The organism is Actinomadura rugatobispora (assembly GCF_055379765.1).
This window is the reverse complement of record NZ_AP029191.1, coordinates 10,842,090-10,860,352: the sequence shown is the minus strand read 5'-3', so window position 1 is coordinate 10,860,352 and position 18,263 is coordinate 10,842,090. Positions and strand designations below refer to the sequence as shown.

The following is an 18,263-nucleotide window of genomic DNA, read 5'->3' as shown; positions in this document are numbered from 1 at the left end:
CGATGGACGGGCGGGACGCGGGGGCGGGCACGCCGGACGGGACGCCGGCGGCGTCGGTGGAGGCGGTGTTCCGCGAGGAGCGCGGCCGGCTGCTGGCGGCCCTGGTCCGCCGCTTCGGCGACCTCGACCTGGCCGAGGAGGTCACCTCCGAGGCCGTCGAGGCGGCGCTGGAGCGCTGGCCGGTCGACGGCGTTCCGCCCAAGCCGGGCGCGTGGCTGATGACCACGGCGCGCCGCAAGGCCGTCGACCGGCTACGGCGCGACCAGGCGTTCGCCGCGCGGCTGGCGGTCCTGCAGGTGGAGGCGGACCGGGCGGGCCCCGTCCCCGCCGCCGAGCCGGGCGGCGACCTGCCCGACGAGCGGCTGCGGTTGTTCTTCACCTGCGCCCACCCGGCGCTCGCGGCCGAGGACCGCGCGGCGCTGACGCTGCGCTACCTGGGCGGGCTGACCACGCCCGAGGTGGCGCGGGCCTTCCTCGTTCCCACCGCGACGATGGCCAAGCGGATCACCCGGGCCAAGAAGAAGATCCGCGAGGCCCGGATCCCGTTCCGCGTCCCCGGCGCCGACGAGCTGCCGGACCGGCTGCCGGGGGTGCTCCAGGCGGTGTACTCGATCTTCACCGAGGGGTACGCGGCCAGTTCGGGCCCGCTGCTGCAGCGGCTCGACCTGGCCGAGGAGGCGGTCCGGCTGGCGCGGATCCTGCACCGGCTGCTGCCGCGCGAGCGGGAGGCCGCCGGACTGCTCGGGCTGATGCTGCTGGTCCACGCCCGGCGCGACGCCCGTACCGGCCCGGCCGGGGAGCCGGTGCTGCTGGAGGAGCAGGACCGCGGCCGGTGGGACCGGCCGATGATCGAGGAGGGCCTCGTCCTGGTGCCGGCCGCGCTGACCGGCGGCCCGCCCGGCCCGTACGGGGTGCAGGCGGCGATCGCGGCCCTGCACGACGAGGCCGCCGACGTCGCCTCCACCGACTGGCCGCAGATCGTGGCGCTGTACGACGTGCTGCTCGCGATCGCACCGTCGCCGGTCGTCGCGCTGAACCGGGCCGCGGCCGTGGCGATGCGCGACGGCCCGCAGGCCGGCCTGGACCTGCTCGACGAGCTGGCGGGCGAACCGCTGCTGCGCGGCCACCACCCCTACCCGGCCGCCCGGGCCGACCTCCTGCACCGGCTCGGCCGCGACGCCGAGGCCGCCTCGGCCTACCGGGAGGCGCTCGACCTGGCGGGCACCGACCCGGACCGGGCGCTCCTGCGGCGCCGGCTCGACATGATCGAGCGCCCCGGCTCGTAGCCGGACCAACGACCTATAGAAGAGAGTTCGACATGCGACGCGACGAGATCCTCGCTTGGGTGCGGGCCGAACGGCTCGGCCTCGCCGACTTCCTGGACACGCTCGACGAGCACGAATGGCGGGCCGACTCCCTCTGCCAGGGGTGGACGGTGCACGACGTGGCCGCCCACATGACCCTGTCCACGCGCACCACCCTCCTCGTCGCGGTCAAGGGCGCGATCCGGGCCCGCGGCGACTTCAACCGCATGGAGGCCGACCTGGCGCGGGAGCGGGCCGCCAGGTACGGACCGGCCGCGCTCGTCGAGCAACTCCGCGAGACCGCGGGCTCGGCCCGCCGTACGCCCGGCGCCGCCCCGCTGGACCCGCTGGTCGACGTCCTGGTGCACGGGCAGGACATCGCGCGCCCGCTGGGACGCGTCCGGGAGATGCCCGCCGAGCCGGCGATCCCGGCGCTGGAGCACGTGCTGCGCCGCCGGTTCTACGGTGCGCGCAAGCGCCTCCGCGGCACGCGGCTGACCGCCACCGACGTCCGGTGGTCGGCGGGCGAGGGGCCGGACGAGATCCGCGGTCCCATCGCCGACCTGCTCATGCTGGCCACCGGGCGCACGGCGGGCCTGGCGGCGCTGACGGGCGCGGGCGTCGCGCGCGTCGCCGCCTCCGCGACATAACCGGATGGCTCCTCGGGCACCCCGGCGTGATGCGTTGTGGCGCCCTCCCCTGGAGGATCCGCAGGCGAGCACGTGGCGGGCACGCTCGGAACGCATCTCGCGGGGCAGTTCCAACCCCTCTGCGAAGCCGTAAGACTTCCCGGCACCGTCCGGCCCCATCTGCCGGCGCTGCACGACCTGCTCGAGCCCGTGCGGGACGTCACAGCCGCCACCTGATCTCGCGGTCGGGGGCGTAGCGGCACGTCGCGCCGGTCGAGACGGACGCGCGGAGATGGGCGGCGAGGTCGGGGTGCCGGTCGCCGATACGGCGCAGGGCGTTGTGGATGCGCGCCGTCACCGTCTTGCGGGCGCGCTCGCCGGTGTCGCCGAGCCTGCGGGCGCGTCCCGCCAGGCCGGTGGCGCGGCGCAGCTCGTCGAGCAGGGCCTCGCGCTCGCGGTCGTATTCGGCGGCCCGCCGGTCCTGCCCGAGCTCCGTGGCCTGCTCGATGGCCTCGTCGAGCCGCGCCAGGCGCTGCCGGTAGCGCGCCTTGGCCTCGTCGTCCAGGACGGCGTCGGCCCCCAGGGACGCGGCCGTCTCGACGGCCTGCGTCGCGTCCTGGGGGTTCAGCAGGCGTACCGCGGCGAGGTCGCGGCCCGGCTGGGAGAGGAGGCAGTGCAGGTCGCGCAGCCCTTTGGCATCGGGCATGTGCACGGTGCCGCCGCCGTAGGTCAGCCGCCAGACGGAGCCGTCGCGGGTGAACTCGTACGAGCCGTCGGCGGCGCCCTTCCTGGACGGGCCGGGAGCCATGTGCTCGGCCCGTTCGGCCAGATGCGCCATGCCCAGCCGTCCGGCCTCGGCGGCCACCTCGCGCAGCAGCGCGGCGGCGGTGGCGGCATCCTGCCCGCTCCCCCGGGCGTTCAGGACGGTCGCGAGTTCGAAGCGGGCCCGTACCGACCACGCGCGCAGGTGCAGCCGGTCGGCGGACCGCCGGGCCTCGGTCAGCTCGTCCACCGCCTCGTCCCAGCGCCGCTGCGCCGCCGCCAGCATGCCGGCCCACAGCGATGCCGGGCCACTGATGCTCCACCCGTAGAACGAGACGACCCACTGCCCCCGGTAAGGGGCGAGGTCCGCCCGCGCCCGCTCGCACCGGACCGCGTCCCCCGAGGCCGCCGCGGCCTGGGACTCGTACCTCAGCCACAAGGGGAGGATGCTGCGCTGCAGGACGGTGTCGGCGTCCCGCGCCGGACGCGGTACGGGCTTGGACGGTCGTTCGCCCCGTTCCAGCGCGCTGATGGCTTCGAGCAGTTCGATGTGCGGATGGCCGTGCGCCGCCAGCGACCGCAGGACGCCGTCCGCCTCATCGAACCGCCCCTGGAGCAGGGCCAGGGCCCAATGGTGGTGGAGGGCGAGGAGCCGGAAGTACTTTCCGTCCCGTTCGGTGAGCGCCAGCGTTTCGGCGAGCAGCTGCTCGGCCTCGGCGAAGCGGCCCATGGCGGCGCAGACGACGCTGCGGTCCATGACCGAGGCGAAGCCCATGCGAGGCGAGCCGCTGTCCCTCGCCGCCCTCGCCACCGCGTCCAGCTGCTCCAGGTAGGCCGGATCACCGTTCTCCAGCAGCGTCACCCAGTGGACGCACATGGTGACGAGTTCCATCACGCGGTCGCCGTGGCGCCTCGCCACCTCCACGAGCTCGCCCGTCAGGGCGACCCTGTCGGCCACGGTGTCCGGTCCCCATTCGGCGACCAGGCGTCCCCACAGCCCGATGCGCAGTGCCTCGTCGTCGCCGGACTCGCGCGCGGCGGCGACGACCCGGCGGGCCACGACGCCGGCCAGCTCCTGCTCGCAGCCGGGAGCGTCCCCGGCGGGAGCCGCCCCTCCCGCCGGCAGCGCGTGCGTCTCCCGGAGGACGCGGGACTTCAGCCCGGTCCGGTCGCCCTGCCCGTCGGTGCTGAAGAGGACCATGGCCACCTGGCCCAGGAGTTCCAGGTCGCCGGCCTCGCGGGCGAGCGCCGCCGCCCGCTCGAAGGCGAGCCAGGACCGGTCGTGCTCGCCGATGAACTGCAGCTCCGTGCCCAGGAACAGGAACAGCCGGACACGCCTGCCATGGGCGTCGGCGGCGAGCCGTTCCAGGGCGCGCTCGCAGTGCCGCACCGCCTCGTCGCAGGCCATCCTGGCCGACGCGTGCCGCGCCGCGTCCAGCAGCAGGTCCACCGCCACGTCCTCGTCGAGTTCGCCCGCGGCGAGGTAGGCGTGCCGGGCGAGCGCGGTCGGCCGTTCGGGATCGGGCACCCCCGCCGGATCGCGCAGAGCGCGGACGGCGGCGGCGTGCAACCGCCGCGTGTGCCGCTCCTCCAGCGAGTCGTACAGGGTCTCCCGTACGAGGTCGTGCCTGAAGACGAGGTCGCCTCCGGGGGCCGTCCGCACCAGATCGGCGTCCACCGCCTCCGCGAGGAGCCCGGCGACGCCGGTCCCGCTCGCGCCCACCATCCCGGCCAGCGTCGCGGGGCCGAAGCGCCGGCCGAGCACGGCGGCCGCGCCGAGCAGGTCGGCGGCCGGTTCGCTGAGCAGGGACACCCTCCGGCGCAGCGCGGCCCGCACGCCGGAGGAGATCCGGGTGACCGGATGCCCGGCCGACAGCAGCCGCGCCGCCTCCTCGACGTAGAACGGGTTGCCGCCTGTGCGCAGGTGCGTCTCCCCGAGCACCTGCTCGAGCGGCCGTTCCCCCGTGATGCGGGCCATCAGCTCCGCCACGCCCTCCGGCTCCAGGCCCGCCAGCCGGACGGTGGTCGCCCTCATCACCAGCGGCTGGAACAGCGGGCGCAGGGGATGGCCCGGCCGCTCGACCTCGACGTCCCGGTACGTCGCCACCACCAGCAGCCGCTCGAACCAGATGTGCTGCGCCGCGAACTCCAGCAGGCGGAGCGACGCCGCGTCCGCCCAGTGCAGGTCCTCCAGCACCGCCAGGACGGGCCGGTCCTGGGAGGCGGCGATCAGGACGGAGGTGACCGCGTCGAACAGGCGGAAGCCGTCGACGGCCTCGTACTTGGCGTCCTCTCCCAGCAGGGCCGGCAGCAGCCCGCCGGCGGACGCCGCCACCCGCGCCCACCCGGCGTCGTCGAGGCTGCGCCGCAGGCCGCGGAGGGCCTGGGTCCACGGCCAGTACCCCGGGGTGCTGTCGGAGTCCCAGCACGCGCCGTGCAGCACGCGCACGCCCCGCCGCGTCGCCTCCCCGACGGCGGCGCCCACCAGCGAGGTCTTGCCGATGCCGGCCTCGCCGGTGACCAGCACCAGGCCGCCGTGGCTCGCGGCCGCCCTCTCGATCTGGGACCGCAGCACGCGCAGCGGCGCGTCCCGCCCGATGAGCGTCGACTCCATGAGGCCTCTTCCCCCACCCGACATCACCGAGAGTTTAATATTGATCACTGTCGGCGATAACCGCTCGGCGCCCGCACGCCAAATAGACAAGCGTGTTTACAGTCGCTATTTTCGGCGCATGCCTGGCGAATCGGCTGACATCCCCGGGGCGAGGGACCGGTGACCCGCTTCACCAAGAGCGTGGAAACGGTCCTCGGCATGGCCCGCCGGGAAGCGCGGGCGGGGCACGCGCCCTCGGTGGAACCGGGGCACCTGCTGATCGGGCTGAGCAAGCTGAGCCGCGCCGACATGGCCGAGGTCCTCGTCGGCAGCGGCCTCACCGCGGACGACCGCGCCGCGATGGAGAACGACGCCCGGCGCCTGTATCAGCTCTTCGTCATCGCCCGCGCCGATCCGGTCGCGCTGCGCCGCCGGCTGCGCACGGCGCTCGCCGCTCCCGCCCCGGGACGGCCGCGCAACGGGCCGGTCCATCGCAGCCCGGCCGCCTACCGCGCGTTCAGCAGGGCGGCCCAGCTGGCGGACCCGGGCCCGGCGGGTCCGTCCCACCTTCTGCGGGCGGTTCTCGAACGGCTCGGGCCCGCGGAGTCGCGCGCCTTCGTCGCTCTCGGCGTCGCGGATCCGCTCGCCGCCTTCTTCCCCGAGCCCGGCGGGCGGGCCGCCCCGGCCGCCCACAGCGCCAGGTCGCCTCGCCCCGAACCGGCCCGGAAGCCGAAGCCGGAGCCGGAGCCTCCCGAGGAGCGCAAGCTGGAGTTCCTCGACCGGTACGGCCGGGATCTGACCGCGCTGGCCCGCCAGGGCAGGCTCCCGGAGCTGATCGGACGGCGCGAGGAACTGCGCAAACTGGCCCGCGTGCTGGTGCGGCAGCGCAAGGCGAACGCGGTCCTGGTGGGCCACGCGGGCGTGGGGAAGACCTGCGTCGTGGAAGGGCTGGCGCAGCGGCTCGCCGCCCCGGGGGCCCCCGCCGCGCTGGCCGGGTCGCGCGTGATCGAAGTGTCGATGGCGGGCCTGGTCGCGGGCGCGACGTACCGGGGCGAGTTCGAGGAGCGGCTGCAGGGCGTGCTCAAGGAGGCGACCGGGGCGCCCGAGGTGATCCTCTTCATCGACGAGCTCCACACGGTGCTCAGCGCCGGCGGGAGCGGGGCGGGCAACGCGGCGAACATCCTCAAGCCGGCGCTGGCGCGGGGCGAGCTGCGCTGCGTCGGGGCGACGACCCCGGGCGAGTACCGGCGGTACATCGAGTCCGACCCCGCGCTGGAACGCCGTTTCGAGGCGGTCTGGATCGACGAGCCGAGCCGCGCGGAGGCGGTGACCGTCCTGAGCGGGCTGCGGGGACGGATCGCGGGCCACCACGGGGTGGAGATCGATCCGGCGGTCCCGGAGGCGGCGGTGGACCTGGCCGTCCGGTACCTGCCGGACCTGCGCCTGCCGGACAAGGCCATCGACCTGGTCGACCAGGCGTGCGCGGCGACGCGGATCCAGACCCTGAGCCCGGAGCCGGAGAGCGTCGCGCCGGCCCGGGTCGGCCGTGCCGAGGTCGCCGCCGTCGTGGCCGAACGCGCCCGGATCCCGGTGGAACGCGTCGAGGAGGACGAGGCGCGGCGCCTGCTGGGGATGGAGGAGCGCCTTCGCCGCCGGATGATCGGCCAGGACGAGGCCGTCGGCGCGGTCGCCGAGGCGATCCGCGCCTCCCGCGCCGGGCTCGGCCACCCGGGCCGGCCGATCGGGGTGTTCCTGTTCGCCGGGCCGACCGGCACCGGCAAGACCGAGCTGGCCAAGGCGCTCGCGGAGTTCCTGTTCGACGACGAGCGGCGGCTGGTCCGCATCGACATGTCCGAGTACAAGGAGCGGCATTCGGTGTCCCGGCTGCTCGGTCCCCCGCCCGGGTACATCGGGCACGACCGGGAGGGCCAGCTCAGCGGCCCCATGAGGGACCACCCGCACAGCGTCGTGCTGTTCGACGAGATCGAGAAGGCCCATCCGGAGGTCCTGGACCTGTTCCTGCAGATCTTCGACGAGGGCCGGCTCACCGACTCCCGCGGCCGGCGCGTCCCGTTCGCCGACGCGGTGGTCGTGCTGACCTCCAATCTCGGCTCCGCGGCGGGCTCCGGGGCGCCCGCCGCGGGCCGGCCCTTCGGCTTCGCGGCCGGGGCGGCCCCGCGCGACGGCGAGCGGCGGCCCGGATCGGGCACGGCCGCCACCGAGCGCGTGATGGCCGCGCTGCGCGAGTCGCTGCGCCCCGAACTGCTGGGCCGCATCGGGCGGGTCGTCGTGTTCTCGCCGCTGACCAGGGCGGAACTGCGCCAGGTGGCCGACAAGCTGGTCGACCGCGTCCGCGACCGGCTCGCGGAGCGTTCGATCACGCTGGTCCTCACCGACGGCGCCTACGACCTGCTGCTCCGGCACGGCGGGGCGGGGGCCTCCGGGGTCCGCGGGCTGGAGCACGCCATCGAGCGGCTGCTCGTCCAGCCGCTGGGCGAGGCGCTGCTGGCGGGCCGGTACGCCGACGGGTCGACGGTCACGGCCGAGGCCGGGGCCGGCGGCACATCGCTGACCATCAGGCCGGGCGGCCCGGCCCGCGACTAGCGCGCGTCAGGCGGGCGGCCGCACGTTCGCGAGCGCCGCCTTGTGCAGGACGTTGGCCGCCAGGCGCATGTGGGCGGCGTCGACGAGGCGCCCGTCGCGGCCGATGGCGCCCGTGCCGCCCTCGGCGGCGCTCTGGTAGACCTCCATCGACTCCCGGGCCTCGGCGACCTCCTCGGGCGTCGGCGCGAAGACCTCGTTGGCCACCGGGACCTGGCTCGGGTGGATGGCCCACTTGCCGTCGAAGCCCAGCAGGCCGGCGTGCGTGGCGGCCCGGCGGTAGCCGTCCGGGTCCTTGTAGGCCGGGTACGGCGCGTCGATGGCGTCGATCCCGGCGGTGCGGGCGGCGGTGAGCACCTGGACGCGGGCGTGGTGCCAGAAGTCGCCGGGGTAGTCGCTCACCGGGTCGAAGTTGCCGTCGACCCTGGCGTGCATCGACGCCGACAGGTCCCCGGCGCCGAAGATGATCGCCTCAAGGCGGTCGCTGGAGCGGGCGATCTCGACCGCGTTCGCCAGGCCCTCCGCCTCCTCGATGAGCACCTCGAGCCCGATCCGCTTGGACAGGCCCAGCTTGTCCTCGAGCTGGGTCAGCAGGACGTCGACCCACCAGACGTCGCGGGCCGTGCGCGCCTTGGGCACGATGATCACGTCGAGCGCCTCGCGCGCACCGGTGACGACCTCGATGACGTCGTCGTGGCACCAGCGGGTGTCGAGCCCGTTGACGCGGACGGCGCGGACGGTGCGGCCCCAGTCCTCTCCGGTGAGCGCCTTGACGGCGATGCCGCGCGCCGACTCCTTGGCGGCGGGGGCGCAGGCGTCCTCCAGGTCGAGGAAGACCAGGTCGGCGTCCGACCGCGCCGCCTTCTTGCACATGTACTCGCTGCTGGCCGGCGTGGCCAGCTCCGACCGGCGCGCTCTCGGCTCGCGCATCAGATGATCCCTTCCGTCCGGAGCTTCTCGATCTCGGCGGGGTCCAGACCGAGCAGCTCTCCGTACACGTGGTCGTTGTCGGCGCCGAGCGGGCGGCCCAGGTGGCCGACGCGGCCCGGCGTGCCGCTGAGCCGGGCGACGGGCGCCTGCACCGTCACCCGGCCGAAGTCGGGGTCGTCCACCGGCAGGAACATCCCGCGGGCCCGCAGGTGCTCGTCGGCCAGCAGTTGCGGCGCCTCGTACACGGGCGCGGCGGTGACCTGGGCGGCCTCGAAGACCGCCATGGCCTCGTCCAGGGTCCGCCGCGCGACCCAGTCGGCGACCAGCCCGTCGACCTCCAGCGCCCGCTCCTGCCGCCGGACGGGGTCGACGTAGTCGGGGTCCTCGGCCAGGTCGGACCGCCCGATGGCGCGGAAGACCCGGACCGCGATGCTGGGCGAGGCGCTGGAGATCGCCAGCCAGCGGTCGTCGGCGGTGCGGTAGGCGTTGCGGGGGGCGCTGGCGTCCAGCCGGTTGCCGACCCGGCCCTTGACGACGCCGAGCTGGTCGTAGGCCAGCGTCGAGGACTCCAGCAGCCGCGACAGCGGCTCGATGAGGTTGACGTCGACCAGCTGGCCCTCGCCGCCGCGCACGTCGCGGTGGTAGAGCGCCATCATGACCGCGTACGTCGCGGCCATGCCGGCGATGCCGTCGGCCAGCATGAACGGAGGCAGCGTGGGCGGCCCGTCGGGCTGGCCGGTCACCTGCGCGAAGCCGCTCATCGCCTCGGCGAGCGTGCCGTACCCGGGCCGGTCGCTCTTGGGGCCGCCGGCCCCGTAGCCGCTGATGTGCGCGTACACGATGTGCGGGTGCGCGGCGTGCACCGACGCGTAGTCGATGCCCCAGCGCGCCAGGGTGCTCGGCCGGGTGCCGACGACCAGCACGTCGCTGGTCCCCAGCAGGCGGTGGAGCAGCTCCTGTCCGGCGGGGCCGCGCAGGTCGAGGGTCACGCACTTCTTGTTCCGGCTGATGCTCTTCCAGACCAGCCCGATGCCGTCCTTGCGGTCGCCCCAGGTGCGCATCGGGTCCCCGGCGCGCGGCTGCTCGACCTTGATCACCTCGGCGCCGAACTCGCCGAGCGCGGTGGCCACCGTCGGGCCCGCCGCGAGGGTGGCCGTCTCGACGACGCGCAGGCCGTGCAGGGGCCCCCGCGCGTCCGGGCCGGCGCTGCGCCCGCCGCCCGACGATCGTTCTCGTTCGACCATGCTGCCTCTCTGCCGCCTCTCTGCTGGATCTCCGCCGGCGTGCGCCGGCGCTCTGCGGCCGCGTCCTGCCGCCGAGGTCGCTACCGGCCCGTGAGGCGGGCGACGACGGGCGCGAAGCGCTCGAACTCCGTCTGCTGGACGCTGATGTAGCTGGCGCCGAAGACCTCGCGGCGCTCCTGCAGGAGGTCGGCCACCTGGTCGAGCGAGCCGACCAGCACGTTGGGGTGCTCGGGGAGCAGGGCCGCGTCGACGCCGAGCACCTTGGCCACGCGCGCGGCCGCCTCGCCGGGGTCGTCGGTGATCGCGGTGAAGAAGGGCGAGCTCTCGATCTCGATGCCGGCCAGCCGGTCGCCTGCCGCCGCGCGGACGATGCCGTACCGGTGGACGGCCTCCTGCGCCGGGGTGCGGCCGGCGTCGTTGACGGCGTCGAAGGGCACGTTGTTGATGCTGACGATGTCGGCCTCGCGGGCGGCCAGGGACAGCACCCGCTTCTTGGCACCGCCGATCATGATCGGGGGGCGGGGGCGCTGGACCGGGATCGGCAGGCCGGAGTAGCCGGTCGCGGTCGCGTACTCGCCCCGCAGGTCCATCTGCTCGCCGCTCCAGTGCGCCTTGACCAGGGCGACGACCTCCTCCAGCTTGTCGACACGGCGCGGCGGCGGCGCGAAGTCCAGCCCCATCGCCCGGTACTCGGCTTCGCTCCACCCTGCGCCGATCCCGAACTCCAGCCGCCCCTCCGACAGCAGGTCGATCGTCGCCGCCTCCTTCGCGAGCACGGCGGGCACGTGGTAGTCGGCGCAGAAGACGCGACAGCCGACGCGGAGCGTTCCGGTGACCGCCGCGGCGGTCGCCATGGCGGCGATGGGGGCCAGGCGCTGCGGCGGGAACCGCATCTCGCGCGCCACCTGGCCCGGCCCCACGTAGTGGTCGGACACGAACAGCGTGGCATAGCCGAGGTCCTCGACCTTGCGGGCGAGATCGCGCCACTCGGCGGCCGACTTCGCCTTGGTCGCCTGGACGGCGAACCGGAAAGGATGCATATTTTCCACCGTGCGATAATAGTGTGTCGTGTGGGAGTCGCGCCATCCCCCTGGCGCGGCACGACGCGGTGAGCGCCGGCCGCTCACCGCACGGCGAAGGGACGAGCGATGGTCAAGCGCGCGAGGTACGAGGACTACAAGGACAGCTACCCCAACTACAGGTTCGAGCTGAGCGACGACGGCATCCTGCTCATGCAGTGCCACACCGACGGCGGCAGCCTGGTGTGGGACTGGAAGTCGCACGACGACATGTCCGATGCCTTCTCCGACGTCGCCGGGGACCGTGAGATCAAGGTCCTCATCCACACCGGCACCGGGGAGAACTACAACGCCGACTGGGGCCGGCTGCCCAACGGCGAACTGCCCGACCCGCCCGTCTACGACGTGATGCCGGGCGTCCGCGGGCTCTACAAGCTGGACGAGAAGGCCTGGTACAACCGCCACCTGCAGTGGAACGTGCTCGAGGTGGACGTGCCGATGATCAGCGTGGTCAACGGCCCCTGCAACATCCACTCCGAGGTCCCGCTGATGGGCGACATCGTGCTGGCCTCCGAGGACGCCTACTTCCAGGACGTCTCCCACTTCCCGCGCGGCCAGGTTCCCGGCGACGGCCAGCACGTGATCTGGAGCTACCTGGTCGGCCACAACCGGGCCCGCTACTTCCTGCTCACGGGCAAGAAGCTGGGGGCCCAGGAGGCCCTCGAGTGGGGCGCGGTCAACGAGGTGCTGCCCAAGGACCAGCTCATGGACCGGGCCTGGGAGCTGGCCCGCGAGCTGGTGAAGCGCCCCCCGATGGTGCTGCGCTACACCCGGCAGCTGTTCACCAACCAGATCAAGCGCGCCTACCTGGACGAACTGGGCCACGGCGTGGCCCGCGAGACCTACGCGCAGCAGGAGTTCTTCCCGTTCGGCGGCGGGATGGAGCCGCTGGACCGGGCCTGGAACGACAAGCCGTGGAGCAAGTGAGGCACAAAGCTAGACAGAAGTCTGTTCGTTCTTGGAAAAAGTGACTACTATCCAAGGGACAACACGCCAAGGAGACAGGTCATGACGGAGCTTCAACAACGCCTGGCCACGGGTAAGGGCAAGTTCACCCCCCAGTACGAGGACCTCGGCACCGAGCCGGTCAACTACGAGGACTCGATCTCGCCGGAGTTCTTCGAGGCGGAGCGGGAGGCGGTCTTCAAGCGGTCGTGGCTGTACGTCGGCCGCTCCGAGCTGCTGCCGCGGAAGGGCACGTTCTTCACCCGCGAGCTGCCGGGCCTGGCCTCGATCGTCATCACCCGGGGCCGCGACGGGTCCGTGAACGCCTTCCACAACGTGTGCGCCCACCGCGGCAACAAGGTCGTCTGGCAGGAGCACCCCCAGGAGGAGTCCAAGGGCTCGTGCCGCGAGTTCTCCTGCAAGTACCACGGCTGGCGCTACGGCCTGGACGGGCGCGTCACGCACGTCACCAACGAGGGCGAGTTCTTCAACCTCGACAAGGGCTCCCTGCGGATGCCGCCGGTGCACGTGGAGGAGTTCGCCGGCTTCATCTTCGTCAACCTCTCCGAGGACCCGGTCCCGCTGCGGACCTTCCTCGGTGACCGGCTGCTGGAGCTGGAGACCTACCCGTTCCACCTGATGACCCAGCGGTACGGGTTCTCCGCCCCGATCAGGGGCAACTGGAAGCTCGCCGTCGACTCGGTCTGCGAGTGGTACCACCCGCCGTACGTCCACGCCCGCTTCATCGACCGCGACATCTCCAAGGCCGAGAAGCTCGTCCCGCCGGTGGACTCCTACCACTACGACCTGTTCACGCCGCACATGCTCACCTCGGTGCCCGGCCCGCCGCCGCTGCCGCCGCGCGAGCCCGGGACGGCCGGCGAGGCCGCGCGCGACCAGAAGTGGGTCTACCGCCTGTTCAGGGCGGGCCTGTTCGGCCCCGACGACATCCCCGACATCGGCCCGCTCCCCGAGTTCCTCAACAAGGGGCAGATCAAGTCGTGGGGCAACGACCAGTTCTGGCTGTTCCCCAACCTGTCGGTGCAGATCTGGGCCCGCGGCTTCTACATCACCTACACCTACTGGCCCGAGTCGGTGGACCGGCACCGCTACGACATCGACCTGTACTTCGTGCCGCCCCGCAACGCCCAGGAGCGGCTGGCGCAGGAGCTGATCGTCGACAGCACCATCGAGTTCGCCATGCAGGACGTCAACACGATCGAGGCCACCCAGCAGGGGCTGTCGACGCGCGCCAACCAGACGTTCCACCTCAGCGACCAGGAACTGCTGATCCGCAAGTTCCACAAGACCGTCCGCGACACCGTCGCCGCGCACCAGGCCGGCACCGGCCGGCAGGAGGGCTGATGTCCACGACCACCCGCGCCCTGCCCGAGCAGTTCGCCGAGCTGGAGCCCTACGTCGCCGACTGGGCCAGGCCGACCCGGCAGGAACGCTACGACATGCGCCTGTCCAAGACGTTCGAGGAGCTGGCGGAGTTCTACGACGCCATCGCCCCGCGCGCCGAGGAGGCCATCCTGTACCTCAACGGGCTCGACCTGAACGACCTGCCCGAGGACGCCACCCGCCTGCTGCAGCTGCTCTACTCGATGATCCTGGTGTCGTACGCGGTCAACGTGTTCATGCAGCCGCGCATCCCCGACTCCGGCGCCGCCTTCTTCGACACCGCCGTCGAACCGGCCGTCTGAACGGAGGAGGCGACCGATGCCCGTCACCACCACCCCGATCGGCCCGACCACCGGGCTCGAGATCACCGGGCTGCACGGCGGCGCGCTGGTGGACCGCGGCGTGGCCGGCGACTGCCTGGCCGCGCTGGAGCGCTACGGCGTGGTGATCTACCGCGACGCCGATGTCGGCGACGACGACCTCGTCGCGTTCAGCCGGCTGCTGGGCGAGGTCGTGCCGCTGGCCATGGGGGGCCACGAGCGCCCCGAGATCCAGCGGATCACCCGCGACGCGTCCAAGAGCAAGCTCGCCGCCTACCGTGAGGCGACCTTCTTCTGGCACATCGACGGCACCACCGACACCCTCCCCAACAAGGCGACGCTGCTCACCGCCCGGCAGGTCTCCGACGACGGCAGCGGCGACACCGAGTTCGCCAACACCTACGCCGCCTTCGAGGAACTGCCGGAGGAGGAGAAGCGCGAGCTGGAGAAGCTGCGCGTGGTGCACAGCTTCGCCGCCTCGCAGCTCCTGGTGTACCCCGACCCCTCGCCCAAGGAGCGGGCGGCGTGGGACAGGGTGCCCTCCCGGGAGCACCCGCTGGTGTGGACGCGCCGCAGCGGCCGCAAGTCGCTGCTCATCGGCGCGACCGCCGGGGAGGTCGTCGGGCGCCCGGCCGAGGAGGGCCGGGCGCTGCTGGACCGCCTGCTGGAGCGGGCGACCAGCCCGCGGTTCACGATCCGGCACCGGTGGCGTCCCGGCGACCTGGTCATCTGGGACAACACCGGGATGCTCCACCGGGCGCAGCCCTACGGGGAGAACTCGTCGAGGCTGATGCACCGCACCAGCCTCGCCGGTGAGGAGGAGGTGCGATGAGCGAGCCGAGCCCGGCCCCGGCGCCCGGACGGCGCACGGCGGTCGTGACCGGCGGCGGCTCGGGCATGGGCCGGGCGATCGTGCACCGCCTGGCCCAGGACGGGCACCCCGTCGCGATCGTGGACCTCGACGCCGGCCGCGCCGAGGCCGTCGCCGGCGAGGTGCGGGAGAAGGGCGGCGAGGCGCTGGCGGTCGGCGGCGTCGACGTGTCCGACCGGGCCCAGGTCGACGCGGCCATGGGACGGGTGGGCGAGGACCTCGGGCCGGTGCTGGTGCTGGTGAACAACGCCGGCATCACCGGGTTCCGGGAGTTCCTGAAGATCAACGACGAGAAGTGGCGCCGCATGATGGCGGTCAACCTCGACGGCCCGTTCTACTGCACCCAGGCCGTGCTGCCCGGCATGATCGAGGCGGGCTGGGGGCGGATCGTCAACATCTCCTCCTCCAGCGCCCAGGGCGGCCAGCAGTACATGGCCCACTACGTGGCGGCCAAGGCGGGCCTGATCGGCCTGACCAAGTCGCTGGCCCTGGAGTTCGGGCCCAAGGGGATCACCGTCAACACGATCCCTCCCGGCTTCATCGACACCCCCATGCTCAGGGAGTCGGAGCGGCGCGGGATGTTCGGCGGCACGGTCGAGGACCACACCCTCCGGACGCCCGTCCGCCGGCCGGGCCGCCCGGAGGACATCGCCGCCGCGTGCGCCTTCCTCGTCTCCGAGGAGGCGGGCTACGTGACCGGCCAGATCATCGGTGTGAACGGCGGGCGCAACACCTGATGGCCGTTCCAGCGCGACACGGGCCCCTCCCCGCACTCCGCACGGTGACCGGGTGTCACCGGGGTGCGGGGAGGGGTCCCGCCGGCCGGCCCGAGACGGCACCGGCGGACCGGACGTCGGCCCTCCCGGCGGGGGCCGCGGTGGATAGCGTTCCCACGTGATGGAAGCCTTTGTGCAGACCGACGTCGACCTTCCGCGCGTCCAGGTCGGATCGAATCCCCAGCACCTGGTCCTGGGGCTGTTCACCGACTACTGGTTCGACCGGGAGGAGTACCTGCCGTCCGCGGCGCTGGTCGCGCTGCTCACCGAGTTCGACAACACGGAGGCGAGCGCGCGCGCCGCGATCGCCCGGCTCGCCCGCCGGAACGTCCTGGAGTCGACGCGGAAGGGCCGCAGGACGTTCTACCGGCTCGCGGCGACAGCGTCGCACGTGCTGGAGCAGGCCCAGCGGCGCACCGTGGAGTTCCGGGCCCGCGAGCGGACGTGGGACGGCTCGTGGACGACCGTCGTCTTCTCCGTCCCCGACGACCAGCGCGACCTCCGGTACACGCTGCGGACGCGGCTGCGGTGGCTCGGCTACGCCCCCCTGTACGACAGCGTGTGGGTGTCGCCGCACGCCGCCCACGACCAGACGGTCGAGCTCCTGCAGAGCGTCGCCGTGGCCAACGCGACGGTGCTGCGCTCCCAGGTCACCTTCGCGGTCAACCGCGGCGACCCGCTCGCGGCCTGGGACGTCGCCGCGATCGGCGCCCAGTACGAGGAGTTCATCGCCGAGTTCGGGCCGCTGGTCGACCGCGTCGAGCACGGCACGGTCGGGGCGGCGGAGGCGCTCGTGGCCAGGACGAGCGTCAAGGACTCCTGGCGGGAACTGGTGAGCGTCGACCCCGAGCTGCCGGAGAGCCTGCTCCCGCCCGGCTGGCCCGGGCGCCGCGCGCAGCGCATCTTCGCGCGGATCTACGACGGGCTGGGGCCGCTCGCGGAGGCCCGCTTCCGGCAGATCCTCACCAAGCACGAACCGGAGCTCGCGCCCAAGGCGCGGCACCGCACCACGACCAGCACCCCAGCGGAACCGTAGGGATGGACGCCATGACGCTCAGCAAGGGCCGGCTCGCCGGCAAGGTCTCGGTCATCACCGGCGCGGGGTCGGGGATCGGCCGGTCCATGGCGCTGCTGTTCGCCGCGGAGGGCGCGCGGGTCGTCTGCGCCGACCGCAGCGGGCAGCAGGACGAGGTCGCCGCCGAGATCGGCGACGCGGCCGTCGCCGTCCACTGCGACGTCTCGTCCGCGGCCGAGGTGCGGGCGATGATCGAGACCGCGGAGCGGACCTTCGGGCGGCTGGACGTCCTGTGCAACAACGCCGGTTTCGGCGGTCCCAGGAAGCCCATCGTCGAGCAGGACGAGAGCACCTTCGACGACGTCGTCGCGGTGAACCTCAAGGGCGTCTTCCTGGGCATGAAGTACGGGATCGGGGCGATGCTGCGCACCGGCGGCGGCTCGGTGGTCAACACCGCCTCCGCGGCGGGCCTGGTCGGCTGGAAGCACCATTCGGTGTACTCCGCGGCCAAGGGCGGCGTCGTCCAGATGACCAAGAGCGCGGCGCTCGACTACGCCAAGGAGGGCGTGCGCGTCAACGCGATCTGCCCGGGCAACACCTACACCGGCCTGGCCGGCGCGACCCGCGAGGACCCGGAGCCGCCGCCCGGGACGAGGATGCCGGTCCAGCCGATGGACCGGTGGGGCCTGCCGTCCGAGCTGGCCGCCGCGGCGCTCTTCCTGGCCAGTGACGAGTCGTCGTTCGTCACGGGCACGGCGCTTCCCGTGGACGGCGGCTACGTCGCCCGCTGAGGCCGCGCCGGGCGGTCCCGGATCTCACGGCCCCGGATCTCACGGCACCCCGCCGATTTCATACTGAAAAGCTAGGGATAGGGTGTTCCGGGAGCACGGCACACCTTCCTACCGGCGGGAGTTGTCATGGCGTACGACGAGTTCGGGCTCTTCGAGGAGAACGCCCGGGAGGCCGGGCTGCCGTGGACGGGCCCGCCGTCCGTGCGCCGGGAGTCCGTCGAGGTCGGCCCGGGGCAGCGGGTGAGCTCGCTGGTCTGGGGCGAGGGGCCGCCCCGGCTGGTGCTGGTGCACGGCGGCGCGCAGAACGCGCACACCTGGGACACCGTCGCGCTGGCCCTGGACCGTCCCCTGGTCGCGGTCGACCTTCCCGGCCACGGGCATTCCGACTGGCGCGAGGACCGGGACTACTGGCCCGTCCGCAACGCCGAGGCGATCGCCGCCGTCATCGAACGGCTCGCCCCGCAGGCGGAGGCGGTCGTCGGCATGTCGCTGGGCGGGCTCACCGCGATCCGGCTGGCCGCGCAGCACCCCGAGCTGGTGCGAAAGCTCGTGGTCGTGGACGTCAGCCCGGGGGTGAACCGGGACAAGGCGGCGCCGATCGCGGCGTTCGTCGACGGCCCCGAGACCTTCCCCTCGCTGGACGAGCTGCTGGAGCGGACGGTCAAGTTCAACCCGACCAGATCGGTGAGCTCACTGCGCCGGGGCATCCTGCACAACGCCCGGCAGCTGCCCGACGGCACCTGGCAGTGGCGCTACGACCGGCTGCGGCCGCCCGGCGACCCGTACGGGTTCGGCGCGCTCTGGGAGGATCTCGCCAAGATCGAGGCGCCGGCGATGCTGGTCCTGGGCTCGCTCTCCGGCGTCGTCTCCCCCGACGACGTCACCGAGTTCTCCCGGCTCCTCCCCCGGGCGCGGATCGAGACCGTCGAGGGCGCGGGCCACTCCGTCCAGGGCGACAAGCCCCTCGACCTGGCACGCCTCATCGACGACTTCACCTGA

15 protein-coding genes are annotated in these 18,263 nt (G+C 73.4%); 11 read left to right on the top strand and 4 right to left on the bottom strand.

The annotated features are described in order from the left end of the window. The first annotated feature begins 2 nt into the window (after positions 1–2). Together ACZ466_RS48505 and ACZ466_RS48500 are read left to right on the top strand one after the other, a co-directional pair. On the top strand, positions 3–1,286 hold the full coding sequence (locus ACZ466_RS48505) for an RNA polymerase sigma factor (protein ID WP_378283253.1): 1,284 nt from the start codon (positions 3–5) through the stop codon (positions 1,284–1,286). 32 nt (positions 1,287–1,318) lie between these two features. Next, positions 1,319–1,954: a maleylpyruvate isomerase family mycothiol-dependent enzyme gene (locus ACZ466_RS48500; RefSeq protein WP_378283254.1), complete on the top strand. Its 636-nt coding sequence runs from the start codon at positions 1,319–1,321 to the stop codon at positions 1,952–1,954. Positions 1,955–2,153: 199 nt separating this feature from the next. On the opposite strand, the gene ACZ466_RS48495 is transcribed toward ACZ466_RS48500, so the two are convergent. Further along, entirely contained in the window at positions 2,154–5,309 is a 3,156-nt protein-coding gene (locus ACZ466_RS48495) for an ATP-binding protein (RefSeq protein ID WP_378283255.1), read from the bottom strand. A gap of 159 nt (positions 5,310–5,468) precedes the next feature. Between ACZ466_RS48495 and ACZ466_RS48490 the strand changes: the two genes are divergently transcribed. Further along, positions 5,469–7,892, top strand: a complete 2,424-nt coding sequence (locus tag ACZ466_RS48490; RefSeq protein WP_464042042.1) for an AAA family ATPase — start codon at positions 5,469–5,471, stop codon at positions 7,890–7,892. 6 nt (positions 7,893–7,898) lie between these two features. Here ACZ466_RS48490 and ACZ466_RS48485 read toward each other — a convergent pair whose 3' ends face one another. The 3 genes from ACZ466_RS48485 to ACZ466_RS48475 all read right to left on the bottom strand — a co-directional run bounded on the left by ACZ466_RS48485 (position 7,899) and on the right by ACZ466_RS48475 (position 11,103). Further along, positions 7,899–8,819, bottom strand: coding sequence for an HpcH/HpaI aldolase/citrate lyase family protein (locus ACZ466_RS48485; protein ID WP_378283257.1), 921 nt, complete (start codon positions 8,817–8,819; stop codon positions 7,899–7,901). Then, positions 8,819–10,063: a CaiB/BaiF CoA transferase family protein gene (locus ACZ466_RS48480; RefSeq protein ID WP_378283258.1), complete on the bottom strand. Its 1,245-nt coding sequence runs from the start codon at positions 10,061–10,063 to the stop codon at positions 8,819–8,821. Before ACZ466_RS48480 ends, ACZ466_RS48485 begins: the two co-directional genes overlap by 1 nt. A gap of 80 nt (positions 10,064–10,143) precedes the next feature. Continuing rightward, positions 10,144–11,103: a TIGR03621 family F420-dependent LLM class oxidoreductase gene (locus ACZ466_RS48475; protein ID WP_378283259.1), complete on the bottom strand. Its 960-nt coding sequence runs from the start codon at positions 11,101–11,103 to the stop codon at positions 10,144–10,146. Positions 11,104–11,211: 108 nt separating this feature from the next. On the opposite strand from ACZ466_RS48475, the gene ACZ466_RS48470 reads away from it, so the two are divergent. From ACZ466_RS48470 to ACZ466_RS48435, 8 genes are all read left to right on the top strand, one after another. Continuing rightward, positions 11,212–12,069, top strand: a complete 858-nt coding sequence (locus tag ACZ466_RS48470) for an enoyl-CoA hydratase/isomerase family protein (protein WP_378283260.1) — start codon at positions 11,212–11,214, stop codon at positions 12,067–12,069. An 81-nt stretch (positions 12,070–12,150) separates the two neighbouring features. Then, complete coding sequence (locus ACZ466_RS48465; protein ID WP_378283261.1) at positions 12,151–13,452, top strand: aromatic ring-hydroxylating oxygenase subunit alpha; 1,302 nt, start codon at positions 12,151–12,153, stop codon at positions 13,450–13,452. Further along, positions 13,452–13,793 (top strand): hypothetical protein, encoded by a 342-nt coding sequence (locus tag ACZ466_RS48460; protein WP_378283262.1) that lies wholly within the window; start codon positions 13,452–13,454, stop codon positions 13,791–13,793. The genes ACZ466_RS48465 and ACZ466_RS48460 overlap by 1 nt, the downstream gene beginning before the upstream one ends. Positions 13,794–13,809: 16 nt before the next feature. Beyond that, positions 13,810–14,643, top strand: coding sequence for a TauD/TfdA dioxygenase family protein (locus tag ACZ466_RS48455; RefSeq protein WP_378283263.1), 834 nt, complete (start codon positions 13,810–13,812; stop codon positions 14,641–14,643). Further along, positions 14,640–15,419 carry an SDR family NAD(P)-dependent oxidoreductase gene (locus ACZ466_RS48450; RefSeq protein ID WP_378283264.1) on the top strand — a complete coding sequence of 260 codons (780 nt, stop codon included), beginning with the start codon at positions 14,640–14,642 and terminating at the stop codon, positions 15,417–15,419. The genes ACZ466_RS48455 and ACZ466_RS48450 overlap by 4 nt, the downstream gene beginning before the upstream one ends. Positions 15,420–15,579: 160 nt before the next feature. Continuing rightward, positions 15,580–16,494, top strand: coding sequence for a PaaX family transcriptional regulator (locus ACZ466_RS48445; protein ID WP_378283273.1), 915 nt, complete (start codon positions 15,580–15,582; stop codon positions 16,492–16,494). A gap of 11 nt (positions 16,495–16,505) precedes the next feature. Next, positions 16,506–17,264 carry an SDR family NAD(P)-dependent oxidoreductase gene (locus tag ACZ466_RS48440; protein ID WP_378283265.1) on the top strand — a complete coding sequence of 253 codons (759 nt, stop codon included), beginning with the start codon at positions 16,506–16,508 and terminating at the stop codon, positions 17,262–17,264. A 126-nt stretch (positions 17,265–17,390) separates the two neighbouring features. After that, positions 17,391–18,263, top strand: a complete 873-nt coding sequence (locus ACZ466_RS48435; RefSeq protein WP_378283266.1) for an alpha/beta fold hydrolase — start codon at positions 17,391–17,393, stop codon at positions 18,261–18,263.

Excerpts from the sequence above, each read along its gene's own strand:
- ACZ466_RS48505 (WP_378283253.1), top strand. The coding sequence starts at position 3 with ATGGACGGGCGGGACGCGGGGGCGGGCACGCCGGACGGGACGCCGGCG.
- ACZ466_RS48500 (WP_378283254.1), top strand. The coding sequence starts at position 1,319 with ATGCGACGCGACGAGATCCTCGCTTGGGTGCGGGCCGAACGGCTCGGC.
- ACZ466_RS48495 (WP_378283255.1), bottom strand. The coding sequence starts at position 5,309 with ATGGAGTCGACGCTCATCGGGCGGGACGCGCCGCTGCGCGTGCTGCGG.
- ACZ466_RS48485 (WP_378283257.1), bottom strand. The coding sequence starts at position 8,819 with ATGCGCGAGCCGAGAGCGCGCCGGTCGGAGCTGGCCACGCCGGCCAGC.
- ACZ466_RS48480 (WP_378283258.1), bottom strand. The coding sequence starts at position 10,063 with ATGGTCGAACGAGAACGATCGTCGGGCGGCGGGCGCAGCGCCGGCCCG.
- ACZ466_RS48475 (WP_378283259.1), bottom strand. The coding sequence starts at position 11,103 with ATGCATCCTTTCCGGTTCGCCGTCCAGGCGACCAAGGCGAAGTCGGCC.
- ACZ466_RS48470 (WP_378283260.1), top strand. The coding sequence starts at position 11,212 with ATGGTCAAGCGCGCGAGGTACGAGGACTACAAGGACAGCTACCCCAAC.
- ACZ466_RS48465 (WP_378283261.1), top strand. The coding sequence starts at position 12,151 with ATGACGGAGCTTCAACAACGCCTGGCCACGGGTAAGGGCAAGTTCACC.
- ACZ466_RS48460 (WP_378283262.1), top strand. The coding sequence starts at position 13,452 with ATGTCCACGACCACCCGCGCCCTGCCCGAGCAGTTCGCCGAGCTGGAG.
- ACZ466_RS48455 (WP_378283263.1), top strand. The coding sequence starts at position 13,810 with ATGCCCGTCACCACCACCCCGATCGGCCCGACCACCGGGCTCGAGATC.
- ACZ466_RS48450 (WP_378283264.1), top strand. The coding sequence starts at position 14,640 with ATGAGCGAGCCGAGCCCGGCCCCGGCGCCCGGACGGCGCACGGCGGTC.
- ACZ466_RS48445 (WP_378283273.1), top strand. The coding sequence starts at position 15,580 with ATGGAAGCCTTTGTGCAGACCGACGTCGACCTTCCGCGCGTCCAGGTC.
- ACZ466_RS48440 (WP_378283265.1), top strand. The coding sequence starts at position 16,506 with ATGACGCTCAGCAAGGGCCGGCTCGCCGGCAAGGTCTCGGTCATCACC.
- ACZ466_RS48435 (WP_378283266.1), top strand. The coding sequence starts at position 17,391 with ATGGCGTACGACGAGTTCGGGCTCTTCGAGGAGAACGCCCGGGAGGCC.